Origin of the sequence: Sulfitobacter sp. F26204 (assembly GCF_026410305.1) — a bacterium.
GTDB lineage: Bacteria > Pseudomonadota > Alphaproteobacteria > Rhodobacterales > Rhodobacteraceae > Sulfitobacter.
Genome location: NZ_JAPMLQ010000002.1, coordinates 29,590 through 50,882, shown reverse-complemented (window position 1 = coordinate 50,882; position 21,293 = coordinate 29,590). Strand labels below are relative to the sequence as shown.

21 protein-coding genes and 1 tRNA gene are annotated in these 21,293 nt (G+C 55.1%); 15 read left to right on the top strand and 7 right to left on the bottom strand.

The genetic code is table 11. The features are described 5' to 3' along the window. Nucleotides 1-169: 169 nt before the first annotated feature. The 4 genes from OS190_RS04110 to OS190_RS04095 all read left to right on the top strand — a co-directional run bounded on the left by OS190_RS04110 (nt 170) and on the right by OS190_RS04095 (nt 4,700). On the top strand, nt 170-1,189 hold the full coding sequence (locus OS190_RS04110; protein WP_267157401.1) for a glycosyltransferase family 2 protein: 1,020 nt from the start codon (nt 170-172) through the stop codon (nt 1,187-1,189). Between the two features lie 2 nt (nt 1,190-1,191). Then, nucleotides 1,192-1,602, top strand: a complete 411-nt coding sequence (locus tag OS190_RS04105) for a GtrA family protein (RefSeq protein WP_267158288.1) — start codon at nt 1,192-1,194, stop codon at nt 1,600-1,602. Continuing rightward, nucleotides 1,599-2,813, top strand: a complete 1,215-nt coding sequence (locus OS190_RS04100) for a glycosyltransferase family 87 protein (protein ID WP_267157400.1) — start codon at nt 1,599-1,601, stop codon at nt 2,811-2,813. Before OS190_RS04105 ends, OS190_RS04100 begins: the two co-directional genes overlap by 4 nt. Nucleotides 2,814-3,164: 351 nt before the next feature. Continuing rightward, nucleotides 3,165-4,700, top strand: coding sequence for an AMP-binding protein (locus OS190_RS04095; protein WP_267157399.1), 1,536 nt, complete (start codon nt 3,165-3,167; stop codon nt 4,698-4,700). A 114-nt stretch (nt 4,701-4,814) separates the two neighbouring features. Here OS190_RS04095 and OS190_RS04090 read toward each other — a convergent pair whose 3' ends face one another. From OS190_RS04090 to OS190_RS04070, 5 genes are all read right to left on the bottom strand, one after another. Further along, the gene (locus tag OS190_RS04090; RefSeq protein WP_267157398.1) at nt 4,815-5,912 is read right to left on the bottom strand and encodes a CaiB/BaiF CoA transferase family protein; all 1,098 of its coding nucleotides are present in this window, start codon (nt 5,910-5,912) and stop codon (nt 4,815-4,817) included. Nucleotides 5,913-6,208: 296 nt separating this feature from the next. Further along, nucleotides 6,209-6,285: transfer RNA gene (locus OS190_RS04085), tRNA-Arg, on the bottom strand. A gap of 78 nt (nt 6,286-6,363) precedes the next feature. Beyond that, a complete protein-coding gene (locus tag OS190_RS04080) occupies nt 6,364-7,749 on the bottom strand; it encodes a sensor histidine kinase (protein ID WP_267157397.1) in 1,386 nt (461 codons plus the stop codon). A 76-nt stretch (nt 7,750-7,825) separates the two neighbouring features. Further along, a complete protein-coding gene (locus OS190_RS04075; RefSeq protein WP_267157396.1) occupies nt 7,826-9,244 on the bottom strand; it encodes a dihydrolipoyl dehydrogenase family protein in 1,419 nt (472 codons plus the stop codon). After that, nucleotides 9,241-9,975, bottom strand: a complete 735-nt coding sequence (locus tag OS190_RS04070; protein WP_267158287.1) for a TVP38/TMEM64 family protein — start codon at nt 9,973-9,975, stop codon at nt 9,241-9,243. Before OS190_RS04070 ends, OS190_RS04075 begins: the two co-directional genes overlap by 4 nt. A 308-nt stretch (nt 9,976-10,283) precedes the next feature. Here OS190_RS04070 and rpmH point away from each other — a divergent pair, with 308 nt between their 5' ends. The 11 genes from rpmH to OS190_RS04015 all read left to right on the top strand — a co-directional run bounded on the left by rpmH (nt 10,284) and on the right by OS190_RS04015 (nt 19,178). Next, nucleotides 10,284-10,418, top strand: coding sequence for a 50S ribosomal protein L34 (rpmH, locus tag OS190_RS04065; protein WP_025045894.1), 135 nt, complete (start codon nt 10,284-10,286; stop codon nt 10,416-10,418). Nucleotides 10,419-10,440: 22 nt separating this feature from the next. After that, nucleotides 10,441-10,866, top strand: a complete 426-nt coding sequence (gene rnpA / locus OS190_RS04060; protein ID WP_267157395.1) for a ribonuclease P protein component — start codon at nt 10,441-10,443, stop codon at nt 10,864-10,866. Next, entirely contained in the window at nt 10,863-11,084 is a 222-nt protein-coding gene (gene yidD, locus OS190_RS04055; RefSeq protein ID WP_267157394.1) for a membrane protein insertion efficiency factor YidD, read from the top strand. The genes rnpA and yidD overlap by 4 nt, the downstream gene beginning before the upstream one ends. Nucleotides 11,085-11,179: 95 nt before the next feature. Then, nucleotides 11,180-12,007 carry a tRNA 2-thiocytidine(32) synthetase TtcA gene (gene ttcA / locus OS190_RS04050; protein ID WP_267157393.1) on the top strand — a complete coding sequence of 276 codons (828 nt, stop codon included), beginning with the start codon at nt 11,180-11,182 and terminating at the stop codon, nt 12,005-12,007. Nucleotides 12,008-12,122: 115 nt separating this feature from the next. Next, a complete protein-coding gene (locus tag OS190_RS04045; protein ID WP_267157392.1) occupies nt 12,123-13,664 on the top strand; it encodes a putative bifunctional diguanylate cyclase/phosphodiesterase in 1,542 nt (513 codons plus the stop codon). 245 nt (nt 13,665-13,909) lie between these two features. Beyond that, nucleotides 13,910-15,766, top strand: coding sequence for a membrane protein insertase YidC (yidC, locus tag OS190_RS04040; RefSeq protein WP_267157391.1), 1,857 nt, complete (start codon nt 13,910-13,912; stop codon nt 15,764-15,766). After that, a complete protein-coding gene (locus tag OS190_RS04035; protein WP_267157390.1) occupies nt 15,766-16,503 on the top strand; it encodes an MOSC domain-containing protein in 738 nt (245 codons plus the stop codon). Before yidC ends, OS190_RS04035 begins: the two co-directional genes overlap by 1 nt. Continuing rightward, on the top strand, nt 16,503-17,153 hold the full coding sequence (yihA, locus tag OS190_RS04030; protein WP_267157389.1) for a ribosome biogenesis GTP-binding protein YihA/YsxC: 651 nt from the start codon (nt 16,503-16,505) through the stop codon (nt 17,151-17,153). Before OS190_RS04035 ends, yihA begins: the two co-directional genes overlap by 1 nt. Nucleotides 17,154-17,171: 18 nt before the next feature. Next, the gene (argB, locus tag OS190_RS04025; RefSeq protein ID WP_267157388.1) at nt 17,172-18,035 is read left to right on the top strand and encodes an acetylglutamate kinase; all 864 of its coding nucleotides are present in this window, start codon (nt 17,172-17,174) and stop codon (nt 18,033-18,035) included. After that, complete coding sequence (locus tag OS190_RS04020) at nt 18,032-18,685, top strand: ferredoxin (RefSeq protein ID WP_267157387.1); 654 nt, start codon at nt 18,032-18,034, stop codon at nt 18,683-18,685. The genes argB and OS190_RS04020 overlap by 4 nt, the downstream gene beginning before the upstream one ends. Nucleotide 18,686: 1 nt before the next feature. Then, nucleotides 18,687-19,178 carry a SixA phosphatase family protein gene (locus tag OS190_RS04015; protein WP_267157386.1) on the top strand — a complete coding sequence of 164 codons (492 nt, stop codon included), beginning with the start codon at nt 18,687-18,689 and terminating at the stop codon, nt 19,176-19,178. Nucleotides 19,179-19,208: 30 nt separating this feature from the next. On the opposite strand, the gene OS190_RS04010 is transcribed toward OS190_RS04015, so the two are convergent. Both OS190_RS04010 and OS190_RS04005 read right to left on the bottom strand, forming a co-directional pair. Then, entirely contained in the window at nt 19,209-19,976 is a 768-nt protein-coding gene (locus OS190_RS04010) for an amino acid ABC transporter ATP-binding protein (protein WP_267157385.1), read from the bottom strand. A gap of 15 nt (nt 19,977-19,991) precedes the next feature. Then, nucleotides 19,992-21,290: an amino acid ABC transporter permease gene (locus OS190_RS04005; protein WP_267157384.1), complete on the bottom strand. Its 1,299-nt coding sequence runs from the start codon at nt 21,288-21,290 to the stop codon at nt 19,992-19,994. Between the last annotated feature and the right edge of the window lie 3 nt (nt 21,291-21,293).

The following is a 21,293-nucleotide window of genomic DNA, read 5'->3' as shown; positions in this document are numbered from 1 at the left end:
TGTTCAGCGCGGGGGATGTTCTGCCTGAAAAGATCACCGCATCTTTACGGGTGCCGCTTCACGATGAAGACCGTATCTCGACACATTATCTCCATCTTTGTTTGTGATTGTCGCCCTGATCAGTTCCGCCCGCCATCTCCGGTGGGCACATTTCCCGAGGGCCAAAGTGATGCAAGCACCAGATATACCCGAAATGCGCAGCACCGCGCAGCCCGTCAATATAACGCACAAGTTGGTCACGCTTCTGGTGCCTGTCTATAATGAACAACGGGCGATAAAACCGTTTCTGGAAGCAATTCAAGGCATTACAAAGGGCAACATTCCCGACATCGACTGGGAAATCCTGTTTGTAAATGATGGCAGCAAAGACGGAACCGAATTTGCGATCCGTTCCTTCATGCGTGATAATACGACGATAAGCCTGATCAATCTTTCGCGGAACTTTGGCAAGGAAGCCGCCCTTTGTGCAGGTATGGAGCATGCCCGGGGCGATGCGATCATTCCCATTGACGTAGATCTGCAGGACGAACCTGACGTAATCATCGAAATGATAGAAAAATGGCGCGCCGGCGCGGAAATCGTCAACGCGCGGCGCGGGGATCGGTCGCAAGACACCTGGTTCAAACGCACAACTGCACAGGGATTTTATAAGGTTTTCAACGCTTTGGCAGATCATCCCATGCCATCCGATGTCGGTGATTTCCGTCTGCTTGACAGACAGGTTGTCGATGTCCTGCGTTCAATGGGTGAACGGGCACGGCTGAATAAGGCATTGTTCAGCTGGGTTGGATTTCAGACAGCCGAGGTCGTTTACAACCGTAAAGAACGCAGCGCGGGTCATACCACGATGGGGTATTGGAAACTCTGGAACATGGCGTTGGATGGCATTTTTTCATCGACCACAAAGCCGCTGCGCATCTGGACCTACGTGGGAACAGGACTGGCGATGGCGGCATTCTTTTACGGGCTGTATTATCTGATCAGCGTATTGATCTACGGCACTGACGTGCCCGGCTACGCCTCTACCCTGCTGCTTATCCTGGCCTTTGGCGGCATGCAGTTGATTGCGATCGGCATTGTAGGTGAATACGTCGGACGTATCCTGACCGAAGTACGCGACCGCCCGCTCTATATCGTACGCTCGCGTTTTATCGGTGATGACATTGCCGCGGACGGAGTAACGGTGTGAAAATGTCCGCTTCGGCGCAGACACCTGTTTCCACCATTTTGCAAATCCTGCGATTTGCCGGGATCGGCCTTTGCGCAACCTTTGTTCATGTGGCCGTGGCGCTTGCTGTCGGGCTTGTGTTTCAGATTGGACCGATGGTCGCGAACCTTGCCGGATTTTCTGTGGCATTTGGCGTTTCCTTTCTGGGTCACGCGCGGTTCACCTTTCGTGTCGATGCCCCGGATGTCGTCCATCTCCGGCGGTTTCTGGCCTTGTCTGCCTGTTCATTGGTTTTAAGCAGCGCGATCACAGCGCTTGCAACCGGGCTGGGGGCCTCTTTGGCTCAGGCGATGATCTGCGTCGGATTTATCGTACCTGCCCTCTCTTTCATCGGCGCCCGTTTCTGGGCCTTTTCTGACAGGGCAACTCCATGATTCTCAAACCCGCCACTGTTTTTGGCCTTTTGGTCTGTGCCTTGTTGTTGATTGCCTATGTTGCTCTCGAATTTGCACTGCCCAACGTGTTGGACAAAACCAAATTACTGGATTTTGATGCCTTTCACCTTGCCAGTGTGATGATGGCAGAAGGCAATCTGGCCGCTGCATATGACATCGCAACCTTTACCGAACGCCAAGCCGTGTTGGCCGGATTCAATGGTACACAATTGCTTTGGAGTTACCCGCCGACGTTTGATCTGGTCATCGCGCCGCTTGGGTATTTGCCCGCATGGCTTGCCTATCCCATCTTTATGGCTGGCACTTTGTTCTTGTTCATCTGGACATTGCGGCGTCTGGATCCCCGTACATTTCAAATCACGATCATTCTGTTCCTGCCGCTGATCACGTTAATCATTCGCGGCGGACAGAATAGTCTTTTGATGGCGACATTGATCGGGTGCACCTGCGTCCTGGCGTTGCGCAAATCGCGTTATTCGGGCGTGCCTCTGGGCTTGATGGCGATCAAGCCGCATCTCGCAATCGGCTTTGGTATCTGGTCGTTGATCAACCGGCGCTGGCTATTGGCAATCACCTCATTGGCCACCGTTGCTGTTTTCTGCGCCCTGTCCTTTCTGTTTCTTGGCCCACAGGCATGGCGTGCCTTTTTCGACGGCGTATCTGCCACGGGCGATGCCTTTCAAAACAACCAGTTCACGATTTTCCGCATGTCGTCCATTTATGCCTTTGGCCTTTCTATCGGACTGGACCACAAGGCTGCCTTGATATTGCATGGCGGTCTGGTTTTGGGGGCGCTTGCCGCGTTACTTCGTTTGATGCAGATAGGGTTGTTGCACCGCGACATGCTTGGTGTCGGTGTCTTTTTCTCGGCTTTGGTCAGCCCGTACAACTACGATTACGATCTCGCGATCCTGACCATTGCGGCCAGTTTATTATATCCGACGGTAGCGCATCATGCGAACAACTTCCAAAAGGCATTGATCACGCTTGCGGCCTGGATCATCGGTTTCTACGGCATCGCTGTGACGGTCATCATTGATCTGGTCAGCCCGAACTCAAACGGAAATCCCCCCGCCTTGATCGGGCCACTCTTGATCCTCATCGGGGTCGTTGTCCTGCATAGCCTGTGGCGCAGCAGCGCCGCATCGCGCCCGGACACAACCGGATCGACATTTGCCTTAAGCCAATAAACAGCCTCAATCCCTTGCCATGTCTGTGCCGGATTGAACACATCCTCAAACCACAACATGCTGGTCAGATGTGCCCCGCCAGAAGCCAAAGCGGGACACCTGTAACCGACACCGATTCCTCGACTTCCACTCCAACCATAAATCCGAGCATGTCACACAGAGCGACAACCGGCATGCCCCAGACATCGCAGAATCGCAAAACTGCAAGAATTGAGCAACCTGTCACCGCCCGTGACAAAGGAAGTCAGGCATTGGTTTTCTAAACGTGCTAGGTTCTTCCTGGCACCGTTCCGGACAGTGCCTTGTTCAGTCACCACGCCCCAGGCCGCCTTCCGCTACAGGAGAAACATCATGCCAGAGCCATTTGTTGCGGACCTTGATCAACAGATTTCACGCGAAACCCTGGAAATGCAGGCACGACAGGGTGCCGCCGCCCTCGTTGCGATGGGAGCCGGTGCTGATGTTCCGGTTGCGGTTCTGATGCGCAACGAACTGGCACAGTTAGAGATTTTGCGTGCAGCTGCTTTGGCGGGCACGGTGATTGTCGCGCTCAACTGGCACGCGGCAGCAGCGGAAGTTGCCGCGATTTGCGACGACAGCGGTGCGCGCTTTGTCATCACGCATCGCGATTTGATTGATGCCATGCGCCCTGCCCTTGTCGGACGGCAGGTGATTGGCGTCTCACCGGATACCTCCCTGCGCGAGGCCTACGGCATTGACGACAGTGCTGCAGCGACAGACCCCGAAAGCCCTGAGTGGCGGAATCTGGTCAACGCCCATCCACCGCTTGAACACCGCGAGATGATGCGGCCCTTGATGCGCTACACATCCGGTTCGACGGGCACACCGAAAGGCGTGCGCAAGATTACCTCAGGCCCCGTCAAAGATTTCGAACAGATCCTCGCACGAGTAGGCCAGGAGATGCTCCGCCTCAAACCCGGATCGCGGTTTCTTACAGCGGCACCACTCTATCATTCCGCCCCCTCGACCCTCACCAATGCCGCGCTGATGACTCAGGGAGTTTCGGTCCTGGTCGCCTCCAAATTCGTTCCAGAGGCATTTCTGGAAACAATCGAAAAACATCGGATCACGCATATCTACCTGGTGCCCACCATGATGAACCGGATGATCAAACTGCCGGAGGACATTAAAGCACGCTATGATCTGTCTTCCATCGAATTCTGTATCTCAACAGGATCCCCTTGGCCCCATGATCTGAAAGTTGCGATGATCGACTGGTGGGGACCTGTTTTCTGGGAAAGCTACGGCGCAACCGAAATCGGGTTCATGACGCTGGTTTCCTCCCAAGAGGCGCTGGCAAAACCGGGAACAGCAGGGCGCATGCAAATGGGAGGTACTGTTCTGATCCTCGATCCCGATGGCAATCCGTTGCCCGCGGGAGAGGTCGGTGAAATTCACGCCAGGATGGATGCCTTTGGCGGCTTTGAATATTCAAACGATCCCGCAAGCCGGAAGGCGGCGGAAAAGCATGGTCATATTTCGGTGGGTGATCTGGGATGGCTTGACGATGAGGGTTTTCTGTTCATCACAGACCGCAAAAAGGATATGATCATCACCGGTGGGGCAAATGTATTTCCGGCGGAAATCGAAGCCCTATTGATGCGCGCGCCCTTTGTCCGCGATGTCGCCGTCTTTGGTGCCCCAGATACGGAATTCGGCGAGCAGATTGTTGCAGCAATCGAGCCATCAGAAAACTGGACTCCAAACCCAGCAGAGGTGATGGCGTTTTTAGACGGCAAGCTGTCCCGTTTCAAATATCCACGCATTATCGACTTTCACAAGTCACTGCCGCGCGAAGACAGCGGGAAGATATTCAAACCCAGGCTGCGGGCACCCTATTGGCAAAATGCTGGCAGAAAGATATAAAAATATCAACATACTACACCTCATACAGGCCGGATATGAGACCGCACACAACACGGTCACCCCTCAAATGTTTTCACATCCGGGCCAAAACCAGTCGACAAGATATAGCACAGTTCAGTCTTTGCTGCAGGGCTCGGCCTCAAGCAGAGCCAGAATCTCATCGGTATGTTCTCCGCGTGCGGGCGGCTTTCCCGAGCGGGACATCCGCCCGTCAAAGCGGGGGGCCGATGTGGCCTGCAAGGCGTCGTCCTCATACCAGATACCGCGCGCTTTGCTCAGAGGATGGTTCAATGCCTCATCCGGGCTGAGGATCGGCGCAGCGCAGGCATCGGAGTTCGCAAAAACATCCGCCCAATGATCACGGGGATGCAAGGCGAACAAATCAACCAACCGGCGGATTGCCTTTGGCCAACTTGATTGATCAAACTGCGCCGCGAAATCAGGGTCATCTTCCAACCCCAGCTTTTCCAGAAAAATCCTGTAAAATTTGGGCTCCAGACATTGCACGCTGATAAACCTCGCGTCGGCACAAGCGTAGCTACGACTCCAATGCGGCCCATCCAACAGGCTGGTCCCCCGGTCAGAGTTTTGCGGTCCTGACTGACGCAACGCCATCAGTAAATTCATCATATGTGCCGACCCGTCGACAATCGCGGCATCGACAACAGTACCCACACCGGTTCTGCGCGCATTCAGAATACCGGCCAGCATTCCGATCGTCAGGTACATTGCCCCACCGCCAATATCACCCACCAGCGTCGGCGGTGCCACTGGGGGTTGCCCCGGCAACGATGCATACCATAAAGCCCCCGACACCCCGATGTAATTCATATCATGTCCGGCCATGGAGGACATCGGTCCTTCCTGTCCCCAGCCAGTCATACGCCCGTAAACAAGTGCGGGATTAACCGCCTGACAATCTTGTGGGCCCAGGCCTAGTTTCTCCATCACACCTGGACGAAATCCTTCGATCAACCCATCGGCAGTTCCCAGCAGGCGTTTCAATACCGCAACATCATCAGTCGCCTTGAGATCCAATTCGATAGAGCGTTTACCGCGATCAATGACCGCATTCTCAGCGAGGATCGGCAAACCCGCCCCACCCTTTCGATGCACTACAATGACATCCGCACCCAGGTCTGCCAGATGCATCGCGGAAAACGGTGCAGGGCCAATCCCCTCGATTTCGATGATGCGTATTCCGTTGAGCATTCTTGTATCCTTATGAGAAAAGCTGCGGCGAGGTCCACACTCCTGCAGCGGCTCGATAATCGCGTGAAAAAGCACCCCACACTGACATCTCCCAACAGGATGCAACACAGAGCCGTCGAAGATCAATCAGATCGATGCCTGCCCCCTCCGGGCCAAAGTGCCGTCACCCTGTCACCGCAAGGTCACTCTGGCCTCGAATTCACCAGGACCTTCACCGCATTCAGTGTGGGCAAATGCGACCCCACTACAGGTGTTGCCGAAGGGCAGACAGGCAAGAAAAGAAGACGGGGGAAAAGTGGCGGACCGAGGAGGATTCGAACCCCCGACCCCCTGATTCGTAGTCAGGTACTCTATCCAGCTGAGCTATCGGTCCACTAGGGCGCGGTTTAGTTGGACTGTTCCGCCTTTGCAAGTGCAAGTTTCACACAAACTGCGACAATCGTTGAGTCACCTAAACCGTGCCATCACCTTTGGGCAGAGTTATCCGAAACATCGTGCCTTGCGCGTCCGTTTTCGCCAGGGCGAGCTGGCCGCCATGGCCTTTGACCAATTCAGCGGCGATCGCCAATCCCAAACCCGACCCGCCTTTTCGCGCGCCGCCCTGAAAGGGTGCGAACAAATGCTCTTTCGCCTTGGCTGGCAGGCCCGGCCCAGTGTCCGAGACCTCAATCACCCAAGCGGTTTCCGATTCCTGAGCCAGCACAGCAATTTCACCCCCTTGTTTCGTTCCCATCAAGGCCTGTCTTGCATTGCGCACCAGATTTGAAATCACACGGTAAAGTTGCTCAGGATCGGCGCGCACCATCATACCCGCAGGAATATCCACACCATAGCTGATGGCATGTTCACCACTGGCCAATTTCTCCCCTTCAACTGCATCTTCCAGCAAGCCGGCAAGCGCCACCATCGTCAAGGTCGGCCCCGGTTCTTCTGCCTTGCCAAAAGCCAGCGTGCTTTCACAAAGATGTACAGCACGGGTGATCGAGCCAACCAACTTGGGTGCCATGCGCTTGACGGTGGGATCTTCGGACATTTCGATCCGGTCGGTGAACAATTGTGCCGAGGTCATGATATTGCGCAAATCATGGCTGATTTTGCTGACCGCGGACCCCAGTTGCGCCAGGCGTTCCTTTTGCTTGAGCGCCTGTGTCAGATCCGTTTGCAAAGTCATCAACGCCACTTCCGCCTCGCGCAGCTCGGTAATGCTGGCTGAAGGTTCAATGATCCGCCGCGCGTCCTCCGGGGCCAGCGCATAACGCTGCATATGCCCGACCACCCTCTTGATCGGCTTCAGCAAAAGCGCACGCAGGGCCACGAACAACAATACGGCCGTAATGACGGATATGACCGCGGACAACAGCAGGATACGCATGCCATAGTCGATCATCGCCGTCCGCATCGGCGAAGTTTCCATGGTGATTTCGATCAATGATCCTGCATCGCGAACCGGGGCCCCGATGACACGGATGACCTGGGGTTCGCGGGTGATCATGCGCCGCATCGCATCGCGGATCAACGTAAGTGCGGTGGCATCGCGCAGATCGAATGTTTCGGAAATCATTTGCGGCATATCCGAGGACAACATCAGTTGGCGCACCTCGTTTCGGCGCAGCACGACGTTGAAAACCCCCGCATTCTTGAGCAGTTCATCTTCCAGCGCCGGATCCAGCATATCGTCCGCCAACAGGGCAAGCGAGGCAATCTGCGCCCGCTCAAGCCGGTTCAGCATATAATCCTCTCGAAAGCGTGCGATGGAGGGAACGAAGATCAGGATTTCGGCGATCATCACGAAAACCGTCGTCAGGATCAGCAGCCGGCCGGACAGGGAATGCAACATCTGCTTTAGCCTGTCGGGCTGACGGGTCGTGCGTCGTCGTGGACGCGCGTTACCGGTATCAGGTCAGAGCTGCGCATCATGGCAGGAACCGCTGGACAAACCCGACGACACGCTTGACCATATCGCTCTCGAACAAGCGCGGACTGAAATAGGCACCTGCGGCACGTTTGTTGATCTCGCCGATTGTCGGATAGGGGGCAACCATGGCGGCAATCTGGCTCATTTTCATTTTATTTGCCAGTGCAAGCGCCCATAGATTAATCAATTCGCCCGCCTGATACCCGACAATCGACGCGCCGACTGGACGGCCTTTCACGACCATGACCTTGATGAAACCTTTGGTTCTGCGTTCGGCAATGGCGCGGTCATTATGTGAATAGTGAAAACGGACAACCTCCAGTCTATCACCATGCTTTTCCTTTGCTTGTGCCTCGGTCATTCCGACCTGGGACAACTCTGGATCGGTATAAGTCGCCCAGGGTATGTGTGCCGTCCTGGCCTTGGACGGCAGGCCAAACAGCATCGAACGGATGATCACCCCCGCATGATAGCCCGCAACATGGGTAAATTGCAGCCCTCCCGCCACATCGCCAATCGCATATACCTTTTTGTTCGTTGTGCGCAGGCTATCGTCGACTTCAATTCCGTTGCGGCTTGCTACAACACCGGCTTTTTCAAGATCCAGCTTGTCCATGTTTGTTTGTCGCCCGACCGCCAGCAACAAATGCGAACCTTTGAAAGTTCGGCCATCCTTGGTTTCGATCTCAATCACACCTTCAGTTTCACGCACTTCAGCGGCCATTGCGTTCTCTTCTATTGCCACGCCTTCTTCACGCAGGCTCTCCAGCACGACAGATGCTAGTTCGGGGTCGTCTTTGCCCAGCGCCTTGGCACCTTCGATCACAGTCACCTCACAGCCCATCCGCACATGCGCCTGTGCCATTTCCATCCCGATCGGACCACCACCGATAATCAGCAGGTGTTTCGGTTTTTCACGCATATCGAACAAGGTTTCATTGGTTTCGTAGGATATGGACTCCAGACCCGGAATCGGCGGCACCAAGGGCGATGATCCGGTTGCGATCACAATACGTCGGGCTTTGATCACCGTATCCCGCGCCATCACCTCATCCGGCGAAATGAATTTTCCGAAGGCACGGATCACTTTGACGCCGAGGCCCTCGAACCGTTCCTGGCTGTCCACTGGCGCAATCTGAGCGATCACATCAGCAACATGATCTTTGGCCGCTACGTAATCGACTGTCCCCTTGGCATTCGCAACGCCGTATTGTTGCGCAGTCTGCTGCAAATGCGCCGCCTTGCCACTTGCAATCAGCGCCTTGGAGGGCACGCAGCCGTAGTTCAGGCAATCGCCCCCCATTTTATGTCCTTCCAACAGGACCACATCAGCGCCCATTTGCGCGGCACCTGCGGCGACTGACAACCCGCCGGACCCGGCCCCAATGATAAGAATATCGGTCTTGATACGTTTCATTTCATTAAGTCCTTTTTGCCGGTGACCGCCTTGATGGCGACAGGCAGAACCGAGAGTGCCGTCAGACCCAGAATAGGTAACAGGATATGTGGTTCAAAAATAATCCCAAGGTCGGGAGAATCGCCCTTGGCAAATACCTCGCCCAGGCCGGCCCCGACCGAGGTAAAGACCAACGTCCCCGGAATGATGCCAATAAATGTAGACAGAACAAATCGGAAAAGGGGCACACCGACAAAGGCCGGGATCAGATTGGCAACGAAGAACGGCACCGCGGGCACCAACCGGATGAAAAATAGCATCGACCATTGATTTTCATCGATGCCCCTCTTGATCCTGGCCACAACTCCGTCAGAGGCATCCATCCTTTGCCTCAGCTTGTCACCCAAGCCCATCCGCGCCGCGAGAAAAATCAATGTTGCGCCGAGCGTGGCACCGACAACGTTGAACATTGTGCCCAGCCCGATTCCGAACAAAAAACCGCCGGTGAGCGTGGCAATGACCGCACCAGGCAAGGAAAACGCGACAATCGCCACATAGATGACAATGAATACCAGCACCGTGGACAGGTAGTTGGAATCACGCAAGGCGATCAGCGCTTCGCGGTTGTCGCGCAGCGCATCAAAACTAAGATAGTCGCGCAGAGTAAAGGCACCGATTACCGCCGCAACGATGATTGCGATCAGTGGAAGGTACCGACGCACCCTGGACTTTGGTGGTGATGTTTCACTCATTACACTCATCTATTGCACCCTTTTGCGCCAATGGCATCTGTTGTTCCACTCAACCTGACCTGATACGCCTCTTGTTGATAGGGCGTTCACGCGCCCTTGAACCAAGGTGACAATTTCCGTGGTCCCGCGCGAGATCGGGACAGGTATTGAAACATTCATACCCGGTGTCATGGAAAAATGTTGCAGATCGCGGTCTTTTCCACGCCATAGGGTTTGACTTGCCCCAAGCAGCCCACTAAAGCACGGGCTTGAATTATTGCTGTACCCCCGATTCCGGGGACGGCTCGACATTATATGGAGACGGAGCGATGAAACGCACCTTTCAACCCAGCAACCTCGTCCGCAAGCGCCGCCACGGCTTTCGTGCGCGCATGGCGACCAAAGCCGGACGCAAGATCATCAACGCTCGCCGCGCCCAAGGCCGGAGCAAGCTGAGCGCCTGAAGCGGCTCATCCTGTTACAGTTATGGCACCGCTGAAGGCTCCCAAGGATGGCGACACCGCCGCCCGGGGGATCACGCCGTCGGCGGCTTTGTCACGTCTTGTGACCATGAGAAAGCGGGCTGATTTCCAACGAGCCACGCGGGCGGCCCATGTGGCCAAGCCAGGTTTCATCCTGCAAATGCGAAAACGCCGCAGTGATGAAGCCACAGCGCCGGAGGCCATCCGTGTCGGCTTTACCTGCTCCAAGAAAGTCGGAAATGCCGTTGCGCGAAACAGGGCGAAACGCCGGTTGCGCGAGGTCGCCCGCCTCGCTTTGCTCGATCTGGGGCAACCCGGTCACGATTATGTCCTGATCGGACGCAAGGGCGCAACGGCGTCCCTTCCCTTCGCCCAACTCCAGTCTGATTTTGTCAAAGCCCTCGACGTTCTGCATGGTATCAAAGCATGAGTCCCCTGGCTCGGCTCCTCGCTTTGCCCGTGCATGGCTATCGTTTGCTTTTTAGTCCCTGGATCGGCTTCAATTGCCGTTATCAACCAACCTGCAGCGCCTATGCGCTTGAATCTCTGCAAAAGCACGGCGGTCTCAAGGGAGGCTGGCTGGCTGCCCGCCGAATTGCACGATGTCACCCTTGGGGTGCCTCCGGCATCGACAACGTACCTGACTAGGTCCGCGATGCGCTGGCAAAATTCGGCCTCCCGTGATTTCTTCTTTGCGCGATGTCACGCTTGATCGCCTCACCACGTTGAACTAAGCCCCATTTATGCTTGACCATCCAAATGAAATTCACGCCCTCTTTCACGGGGCCCCTCAAACAACGGAGTTCAAAAAACTCCGCAAGCGCCTTGTACGCCACACGCGAGAGGCGATTGAACAATACGGCATGATCGAACCTGGCGGTAAATGGCTGGTCTGTCTTTCAGGCGGCAAAGATAGCTATACCCTGCTGGCGCTCCTCTACGAATTGCAATGGCGCGGTCTGCTGCCTGTTGAACTTTTGGCGTGCAACCTCGATCAGGGGCAGCCTGGTTTTCCGGCGACAGTCCTGCCTGGGTTTCTGGAAAAGATGGGCGTGCCCCATCGCATTGAATATCAAGATACCTATTCCATCGTGATGGACAAAGTGCCCCAGGGGCGCACCTTTTGTTCCCTTTGTTCGCGGTTACGTCGTGGCATTCTTTACCGGATTGCGCGTGAAGAAGGCTGCAGCGCTGTTGTGCTGGGACATCACCGCGACGACATCCTCGAAACTTTTTTCATGAATCTTTTCCACGGCGCAAGGCTTGCCACGATGCCGCCGAAACTGCTGAACGAAGAGAAGGACCTTTTTGTTTATCGCCCTCTTGCCCATGTTGCAGAAGAAGACTGCGAAAAATTCAGCAAGGCGATGAATTATCCTATTATTCCATGCGATCTCTGCGGATCGCAGGACGGTTTGCAACGCCAGCAGGTGAAACAAATCCTTGACGGGTGGGAACGGAACAGCCCCGGCCGTCGTCAGGTCATGTTTCGTGCCCTGATGAACGCAAGGCCATCCCACTTGTTGGACCCGAAATTGTTTGATTTCGCCGGATTGCGTCGTGAGGGATAAACAGTTTTAGGAAAATCCCTAATAAACTGCGGGCACACGTTAACATCCGACACACTGCTTTGGCTCTAAATCAACTCTTGAAGCGACACCAATCGGTTTCCAACAGGAGATGCCCATGCTGCAATTTTGGCCCACTGGCCTTGCACGACTGCGACGGCGCCTTGCCCTCGTGCTGACGGGACCGCCCGCATTCGCCTTTATTCCCGCGATGTGCCTTGCGGCCTTCTGGTTCGGTGGTGAAGGGGCACTGGTTGTGCTGGCGGGCCTTTTGCCGCTGCTTTATCTGCTAAGCGATACCTTCCATGGCCGACCGGCATCTGTCGGTGATCTGTCTACTTCAATCCTGTCACGCAGCGCCTTTGAGGAACTCGCAGAACAGATTTATTTCAGAGCCCAAGAAAAAGGGCGGCATTCAGTCGCCTTCTTTCTGGTGATTGAGGATTTTGAGCAGATCATCGAACGGTTTGGACAGGCCACTGCCGATATTGTGTGCAATCGGGTCAGTGAACGACTGTTGGCCACCGTACGCGGCGATGACCGTGTCGGACAAATGGGTGATGCGCGGTTTGCCATCTGTGCAGAACCTGTGCGCCATCTTGACCTGGAATTGTGCATCCAGATGGCGGGCCGGTTGCAATCAGTCGTTGAAGAACCGGTTTCTGTTGAGGGTACTGGCGTCTATATCTCTGTTTCGGTTGGTTTTTGTCAGCTTAGCCGTGCACCGGGAAAATCAGGCAGCGACTGGATAAATGCCGCCGCAACCGCGCTAAGAGAAGCCCAAAAGCGCGGACCTTCGGCGATCCGCGCCTTTTCCACCCGGATGCAACAAGCCAGCCTGGCCCGTGCCGAACTGCGCGAAGATGTCATGCGCGCATTGGAAAACGGCGAAATCCAGCCCTGGTTCCAACCACAAATATCGACAGAAACCGGCCATATCTCCGGGTTTGAAGCTCTAGCCCGCTGGCAGCACCCGGAACGGGGCATGATTTCACCGGCGGAATTTTTACCTGCGGTCGAACAGGCCGGCCAGTTGGAACGCCTGGCCGAAGTGATCATGTATCATTCTTTCGCGGCGCTGAAGGCATGGGATGGTGCCGGCGTCGACGTGCCGCAAGTCGGCGTAAATTTCGCTGGCTCGGAACTGAACAACCCCAAACTTCTCGACAAAATAAAATGGGAACTGGACCGGTTCGACCTGACACCCAACCGACTGGCCGTGGAAGTATTGGAAACCGTGGTTGCCGCAGGTCCGGATGATATGATCACACGCAATATCAACGCTTTGGGTAAGCTTGGATGCCGCGTGGATCTGGACGACTTTGGCACGGGACATGCCTCTATTGCCTCTATCCGCAATTTCTCTGTCAGCCGGATCAAGATCGACCGTTCCTTTGTGATGAAGGCTGACCGCGACGCTGACCAGCAACGCATGATCAGCGCAATCCTCACAATGGCAGAGCGTTTGGGTGTGGAAACCCTTGCTGAGGGTGTGGAAACCGTCGGTGAACATGTCCTGCTGGCGCAATTGGGCTGTGACCATGTTCAAGGCTTCGGCATAGGCCGCCCCATGCCATTTGAGAAAACCCTTGATTGGATCGACCGCCACAACACCAAGCTGGAAAACGTTCCACAAATCATGAATGACAAGGGCACCTGAATTGCCATCTAATCATTTGTTTTATATGATTTAAATATCACATGACAGATGACCTTACAGCGCTGGTTGTTCTTATCGAAATCCAGATAGCGGATTTTTCCTACAGCGGTGCCTGCTTAATGGGTCATCATTACATGCCTGTACAACATGCATATACGGACAATAGGCCCGAATCCGCTTGACCTTTAGGGCTGCACTCTGTTGAACCACCCTAGTTTTCGGCAGACATTTAGGTGGCGGTCCCAATGGACGAACAGAACAAAAATCTTATTCTTGCAACAGCGCTCAGCTTTGTTGTGATCCTGATCTGGTTTGTTTTATTTCCTCCGCCTGACAGCGAAGCGCCCGTTGACGGTACGGTACAAACAAGCGCGGATGCACCCGCCGATGCGGTTGTACCGGCTGGCCAGGCGGATGGCCCGGCCCCTGCGGTTCTGGGCACAGCCGTGCAAACCCGTGACGAAGCGTTGCAGGCAGCACCCCGTATTCAGATCGACACACCGCGCTTTAAGGGGTCGATCTCTCTCTTGGGTGGGCGCATCGATGATCTCCACCTCAAAGGTTATCGCACAACCACAGACCCAGACGCGCCGATCGTCACAATGCTGTCGCCGCAAGGAACGACCGATGCCTATTACGCGTTACAAGGCTGGGCGGCGGGCAGCGGCATCTCTCCCGAGGCCGTTCCCGGCCCGGATACCGAATGGGCGCAAACCGCTGGGGGCGCGCTCTCTGTAGGCAATCCTGTCAGCCTGAGCTGGGATAACGGTGCCGGCCAGATTTTCGGACGCACCATAACCGTGGACGAGAACTTTATGTTCTCTATGACCCAAAGCGTCACAAACAACGGTACTGATCCGGTGACAATCGCGCCTTATGGCATGATCGTTCAACATTCGCAGCCTGATGATCTGGAAAACTTCTTTATCCTGCATGAAGGTGCTGTTGCCATTGCTGACGGCGAATTGGCCGAAACCGATTGGGACGACATCGCAGAGGCTGAGGTCAACCCGGCCTGGGGCCGTCAGGCGATTGTTCAAAAGGGCGTCAGCGAAGGCTGGATCGGTTTTACCGACCATTTCTGGCAGGCAATCCTGATCCCCAACGCAGACCAACCATTTGATCAAGCCTTAACCTATGACGCCCGCAGCGACATCTACCGCGCCGTGACGCGCCTGCCCACGCAGACGATCGCAACAGGTGCATCAACCGAAATCACGACACAGCTTTTCGCCGGCGCCAAGGAATGGGCAATCCTGCGCGATTATGAAACTGCAGGTGTTCCCAAATTCATCGACAGCATCGATTGGGGCTGGTTCTTTTTCCTGACCAAGCCGATCTTCTGGCTGCTACATGAAATCAACAAACTCATCGGCAACATGGGGTGGTCGATCATTGGCCTTACCCTGATCATCAAGGCCCTGCTTTTCCCCCTGGCTTATAAATCTTACGTTTCGATGGCCAAGATGAAAGAACTTCAGCCAGAGATGGAAAAGCTCAAGAAGGATGCAGGTGACGACCGTCAGAAAATGCAACAAGGCATGATGGAGTTGTACAAGAAAAACAAAGTCAATCCAGCCGCCGGTTGTCTGCCGATCCTGATGCAGATTCCGATCTTCTTTTCTCTTTACAAGGTGATCTTTGTCACGATCGAACTGCGTCACGCCCCTTGGTTTGGCGTTTTCAACGACCTGTCCGCGCCCGATCCTACGTCGATCTTCAATTTTTACGGATTTGCCCCATGGGGGACACCGGAACCGGGCAGCATCATGGCACTGGTCTTTATCGGTATCCTGCCGCTGTTGTTGGGTATCTCCATGTGGCTGCAGCAAAAGCTCAATCCCGCACCCACCGACCCCACACAGCAGATGATCTTTGCATGGATGCCATGGGTGTTCATGTTCATGCTCGGCAGCTTCGCAAGTGGTCTGGTTGTCTACTGGATCGCCAACAACACAATCACCTTTACACAGCAGTATTTGATCATGCGCAGTCAGGGATACAAACCCGATCTGATGGGCAACATCAAAGGCAGTTTTAGCCGGAAACCCAAAGCGGCGGCGAACGATCCAAAGGCACCGGCATCGAAGAGCAAAAAGTGATGAGGGTCAGCGCACTCTATCGGCATCCGATCAAAAGCCATGGGCGAGAATCTTTGGAAGGCGTGCGATTGGAAGCGGGCCAATCGATGCCCTTTGACCGTCGCTGGGCCGTCGCACATGACAGCGCCAAGGCGGACGGAACCACATGGGCACCCTGCGCCAACTTCAGCCGTGGTGCGAAAGCACCACAGTTGATGGCGATCAACGCGGTTCTGGATGAAGCGACCCATGAGGTAACCCTGACCCATCCGGACCGCGATCCCCTAACGGTCCACCCGATACGTGATGCTGATAGGCTTATCGCCTGGGTACAACCACTTGTTCCACAAGACCGCGCCTTACCGGCTCGCGTCCTGGAACTGGTCGGGCGTGGATATACGGATACACCTTTTGCCTCGTTATCCCTGTGTAACCAAGTTTCCCACCGCGCTGTTGAAACCTTGAACAAAGGCCCCTTGTCGCTGCTGCGCTGGCGCGGAAACCTCTGGTTCGAGGGTACCGCCCCCTGGCAGGAATTCGAATGGATCGACCGCGACCTACGCCTGGGAGGCTCTACCCTTCGGGTCAAAGAGCGCATCACTCGCTGCCTCGCGACCACAGCGAACCCCGAAACCGGAGAGTGGGACGTCGACACCTTGGGCATGCTCAACACCCTTGGCCATCAGGATTTTGGCGTCTACGTTGAAGTCACGCAAAGCGGCAACATCGCCCTTGGCGACACATTGGAGCTTTTGTAATGCAACTCTCCTTTCCCATCGCCGAAGAACCGGATGCACAAACCCTTGAAAAGGGGCGGTTGCTGTTCGCCGGTGAGACCGCATTTGTCAAAGGGGTGGTAGCAATGGATGGCTTGCCAGCCCCTGATCGACTGGAAGTCTGTTTTGCCGGGCGTTCCAACGTGGGAAAGTCGACGCTGATCAATGCGCTGACGGGAATGAAGGCACTTGCCCGCGCCTCGAACACACCGGGCCGCACCCAGGAAATCAACTTTTTCACGGCAGGTGATCAACATTATCTCGTCGACCTGCCCGGCTACGGCTATGCTAACGCCCCAGTACCGGTTGTTGAAAAATGGCAACGCCTTCTCAAACAATACCTTTCCGGGCGTCAAACCCTCCGCCGTGCATTTTTGCTGATTGATGCCCGCCATGGTGTCAAAAAAGTCGACGAAGAAATCATGGCTCTGCTCGATAGCTCTGCCCTGACTTTTCAAACAGTGTTAACCAAGGCAGACAAGGTCAAAGAAGTGGAACGCGAAAAAGTGTTAAACCAGGTCCGCCAAGCCCTGTCCAAACACCCGGCCGCCTTTCCGGAAATTGTCGTGACAAGTTCCGAAAAGGGCTGGGGCATCCCGACTCTTCGTGCCATCATTGCGACCTTGGAATAACGCGACAAAGCACAAAACATGAGAAAACAAGACATGAACCGTGATTGGATCGCCACCGCGCAAACTCTGTCACAGGCACTGCCCTTTCTTCAACGCTATGCAGATGCGACTGTTGTGATCAAACTGGGCGGTCATGCGATGGGCAGCGACGCTGCGATGAATGAATTCGCCCGTGATGTCGCGCTGATGCGTCAGGTCGGTGTACACCCCGTTGTCGTGCATGGCGGAGGTCCGATGATCAATGACATGCTGGCACGTCTCAACATCAAGTCCGAATTCATCAACGGCAAACGCGTGACCGATGCTGCGACCATGCAGGTCGTCGAAATGGTGCTGAGCGGCTTGGTAAATTCGCGCATTGTTCAGGCCATTTCAGAACAAGGCGGCCGGGCGGTGGGCCTTTCAGGAAAAGATTCCGGTCTGATCATCTGCGAACCCGAAGATCCCGCTCTGGGTCTGGTCGGCAAACCGGTCAAGATTGACCCACGTCTGTTACGTGATTTTGCAGACAAGGGTATCATTCCCGTCATTGCGCCTTTGGGGATGGGGATGAATGGCGAAACCTTTAATATCAATGGCGATACTGCGGCCGGGGCGATTGCTGCGGCGCTCGGCGCGGATCGCCTGTTGTTGCTCACTGATGTTGACGGTGTCAGGAATGCCAAGGGTGAAGTCCTGACCGAATTATCCGCCACGCAAATCGACGATATGATCGCCGATGGCAGCATCGCCGGCGGCATGATCCCGAAAACCCAGACCGCGCTTGATGCGCTAGCGGGCGGGGCCCGGGCGGCGGTTATCCTCGACGGACGCGCGCCCAACGCCTGTCTGTTGGAGTTGTTTACCGAACACGGTGCTGGCAGCATCATCCGACGTGGATGAAATATGCAGCGCTCAAGAACGGCGCACGGAAACGCCAGTTGAACATATTGGGCGGCTTTCATCCGACCCCAGAAGACAAGACACCAAAGCACTGCAAAACGCTATTGCTGCTGGGACCTGACGAGCCTGATTTCTGGCCCGCCTTTACGCGTTCTCCAGAATGGCAAGATTCCCGGCCGGATCCGATGGACCGTTGGTCAACAAGGGTTATTGGCGATTGGGCCAAGGACCTCGGAGGCATTGCGCTTTTCCCCTTTGGCGGTCCGCCCTTTCAACCGTTTTACAGTTGGGCATTGCGGACCGGGCGCGCCCATAGTTCACCGGTCCAGTTCCTTGTACATGACCACGCTGGTCTGTTTGTATCCTTCAGGGGTGCCTTGGCCCTGCCTGATCAACTTGATTTGCCGCCACCGCCACCGAACCCCTGCAATGATTGTGCACAACAGCCTTGCAAGACTGCCTGCCTATCCGGCGCGCTCACCGCCACAGGCTATGATGTTCCTGCGTGCAGGGCCTTTCTACAAACCGACGCAGGAACCCTCAACCTTAACACCGGTTGTGCCGTCCGCCGTGCCTGTCCGGTTTCCAGAGGCTTTGGTCGCATGAACGCACAATCCGCCTATCATATGCAACAATTTACAGGGGGCTGAAATGAAACGCCTGATCTTGATGCGCCATGCGAAATCCGACTGGTCCGGCGGGTTCGGCAACGACCATGACAGGCCACTAAACCAACGCGGGCGCAAAGCAGCGGCCGCACTGGGAGAATGGTTACGCAAACAAAAGCTGTTCCCCGATCAGGTGCTGTGCAGTTCGGCGAAGCGCACAAAAGAAACCTGTCAGGGTCTTGCTCTTCCAGACATGACTGAGCAAACTTTTCTCAAACCGCTTTATCTGGCAAATGCAGGGGTAATCTTGAACACCCTGCAACAGGCGCAGGGAGACATTGTTCTGCTTATCGGACATAACCCCGGCATCGGCATGGTCGCAACAGCCATCCTGAGCGATCAGCCGGATCATCCACATTTTCGGAAATATCCCACAGGTGCAACATTGGTCGCAGATTTTGACATCCCGGATTGGGCCCATGCCGATTGGGGAAAAGCAAACGCGCGACACTTTGTGGTGCCGCGCGAATTATGATCCTTGAAGCGGGGAAAGCCCCGCCATTGCTCAGTGACCCAGAATCTGGCTCAGGAACAACTGTGTCCGCGGTGATTGCGGATTGTTAAAGAACTCTTCTGGTTCGTTCTGTTCCACGATCTGACCTTCATCCATAAAGATCACGCGGTTAGCCACTTGCCGCGCAAAACCCATCTCGTGTGTCACGCAAAGCATCGTCATGCCCTCTTCGGCAAGTTCGATCATCGTGTCCAACACTTCCTTGATCATCTCAGGGTCAAGCGCCGAGGTCGGTTCGTCAAACAACATGATCCGTGGCTTCATGCACAGGGAGCGTGCGATCGCCACACGCTGCTGCTGACCACCAGACAATTGGCCGGGGAACTTGTTCGCCTGATCGGGGATTTTCACCTTTTCGAGGTAATGCATCGCAACTTCTTCGGCCTCTTTCTTGGGCGTTTTGCGCACCCAAATCGGAGCCAATGTCAGGTTGTCCAAAATACTCAGATGGGGAAACAGGTTGAAATGCTGAAAGCACATCCCCACTTCCGAGCGGATTTTGTCGATGTTCTTGAGGTCGGACGACAACAATGTACCGTCCACTTCGATTGATCCCTTCTGGTGTTCTTCCAATGCGTTGATGCATCGGATCAAGGTGGATTTACCCGACCCCGAAGGTCCGCAAATCACAATACGTTCCCCACGATAGACAGTCAGGTCGATGTCGCGCAGAACGTGGAACGAACCGTACCATTTATTCATGTTCTGGATCGAAATCGCGACTTCGTCAGATACTTTCAACTGAGCAGCTTCCGCCATTATTCTAGTCCTTTCTTAACGATGATCTGTCGCGAGCCGGCGTTCAAGCCACTGCGAATATTGCGAAATGCCATAGCAAACGACAAAGAAGACGAGACAGGCAAACAGGAAGAGTTCCCAATAGAGACCGTTCCAGTCCTGCGAGGCCAGGATCGGACCCCGGATCATGCCGATGATGTCAAACATCGAAATGACCGACACCAACGTGGTGTCTTTGAAAAGGCCCACGGCAATGTTCACAATGCCAGGAATCGAAATCTTGAGGGCCTGTGGAAGAATGATCAGCCGCATCGCTTGCGCATAATCAAGGCCCAGGGAATCCGCCGCCTCATATTGCCCTTTGGGCAAGGCGGCAAGTCCACCACGGATCACCTCGGCGATATAGGCCGCCGAAAACATGGTGATCATGATCACCACGCGCAAGAACAGGTCGACCGTCTGATCCGGCGGAAAGAAATAGGCCAGCATCACGCTTGCCACAAAAAGCAGCGTGATCAGCGGCACACCGCGAATGAATTCGATAAAGATCACACAAATCCATTTGATCAAGGGCATGGAAGATTGCCGTCCCAGCGCCAATATGATGCCCAGCGGTATCGACAATGACACACAGGTGATCCCCAGCATCATGTTCAACATATAACCGCCCATGTCTCGGGATGGCACCGCCTCTAGCCATGGCTGTTCAGGTGCCAGTGCCGGCACGATGTATCCCGAGATGGTCCAGACAACAATTGCTGCTGCAATCCCTCCAAAGAAACCCGCGGCAAAGCTCTGTGCGACGAAGCGGTCGTAAACCAGATACCCGACAATAACCCCCAAAAGCGCAAAGATTGGTGTCCAGACGGTACCGCCCCAGATCAGCCAGAAGGCCACGAAGGGAAACAATGCTGTGACGATCAACAGCTTGCGCGGCAGGTCGAAAAACAGCACCGGCGCAAGCGCGACAAACATCAGCACAAAGGCCAGGGTCGGACGCCAGTATTCGCTTGCCGGATATTTGAAACCGAACATCAACTGCGGCCAGCGTTCTGTCAGCACCGCAAAACAGGCACCGGATGTCCCCTGCAGGATCTCGCGACACTCGGCCAGGCTGCCCGCGTTCCAGACACCATTCAGCATCCAGGGCAGTGTTGATGCAAGCACCAGATAAATCAGGTAAATCGCGGCAATGGTGAGCAATCCATTCGCAGGTGTAGCAAACAGATTGTCGCGCATCCATTTGGTCGGCCCCGCAGCATTTGACGGCGCGGCTGCCTGTGGCAATGTTTCTGTACGCACGAAGGCGACGGAATGTGCATGTGTATCACTCATGAC

Coding starts and splice junctions, on each gene's coding strand:
- ttcA (WP_267157393.1), top strand. CDS start 11,180: ATGCTTGACCATCCAAATGAAATTCACGCCCTCTTTCACGGGGCCCCT.
- OS190_RS04080 (WP_267157397.1), bottom strand. CDS start 7,749: ATGTTGCATTCCCTGTCCGGCCGGCTGCTGATCCTGACGACGGTTTTC.
- OS190_RS04110 (WP_267157401.1), top strand. CDS start 170: ATGCAAGCACCAGATATACCCGAAATGCGCAGCACCGCGCAGCCCGTC.
- rpmH (WP_025045894.1), top strand. CDS start 10,284: ATGAAACGCACCTTTCAACCCAGCAACCTCGTCCGCAAGCGCCGCCAC.
- OS190_RS04070 (WP_267158287.1), bottom strand. CDS start 9,975: ATGAGTGAAACATCACCACCAAAGTCCAGGGTGCGTCGGTACCTTCCA.
- yihA (WP_267157389.1), top strand. CDS start 16,503: ATGCAACTCTCCTTTCCCATCGCCGAAGAACCGGATGCACAAACCCTT.
- OS190_RS04075 (WP_267157396.1), bottom strand. CDS start 9,244: ATGAAACGTATCAAGACCGATATTCTTATCATTGGGGCCGGGTCCGGC.
- rnpA (WP_267157395.1), top strand. CDS start 10,441: ATGGCACCGCTGAAGGCTCCCAAGGATGGCGACACCGCCGCCCGGGGG.
- OS190_RS04105 (WP_267158288.1), top strand. CDS start 1,192: ATGTCCGCTTCGGCGCAGACACCTGTTTCCACCATTTTGCAAATCCTG.
- yidD (WP_267157394.1), top strand. CDS start 10,863: ATGAGTCCCCTGGCTCGGCTCCTCGCTTTGCCCGTGCATGGCTATCGT.
- OS190_RS04095 (WP_267157399.1), top strand. CDS start 3,165: ATGCCAGAGCCATTTGTTGCGGACCTTGATCAACAGATTTCACGCGAA.
- argB (WP_267157388.1), top strand. CDS start 17,172: ATGAGAAAACAAGACATGAACCGTGATTGGATCGCCACCGCGCAAACT.
- OS190_RS04100 (WP_267157400.1), top strand. CDS start 1,599: ATGATTCTCAAACCCGCCACTGTTTTTGGCCTTTTGGTCTGTGCCTTG.
- OS190_RS04035 (WP_267157390.1), top strand. CDS start 15,766: ATGAGGGTCAGCGCACTCTATCGGCATCCGATCAAAAGCCATGGGCGA.
- OS190_RS04015 (WP_267157386.1), top strand. CDS start 18,687: ATGAAACGCCTGATCTTGATGCGCCATGCGAAATCCGACTGGTCCGGC.
- OS190_RS04010 (WP_267157385.1), bottom strand. CDS start 19,976: ATGGCGGAAGCTGCTCAGTTGAAAGTATCTGACGAAGTCGCGATTTCG.
- yidC (WP_267157391.1), top strand. CDS start 13,910: ATGGACGAACAGAACAAAAATCTTATTCTTGCAACAGCGCTCAGCTTT.
- OS190_RS04005 (WP_267157384.1), bottom strand. CDS start 21,290: ATGAGTGATACACATGCACATTCCGTCGCCTTCGTGCGTACAGAAACA.
- OS190_RS04090 (WP_267157398.1), bottom strand. CDS start 5,912: ATGCTCAACGGAATACGCATCATCGAAATCGAGGGGATTGGCCCTGCA.
- OS190_RS04045 (WP_267157392.1), top strand. CDS start 12,123: ATGCTGCAATTTTGGCCCACTGGCCTTGCACGACTGCGACGGCGCCTT.
- OS190_RS04020 (WP_267157387.1), top strand. CDS start 18,032: ATGAAATATGCAGCGCTCAAGAACGGCGCACGGAAACGCCAGTTGAAC.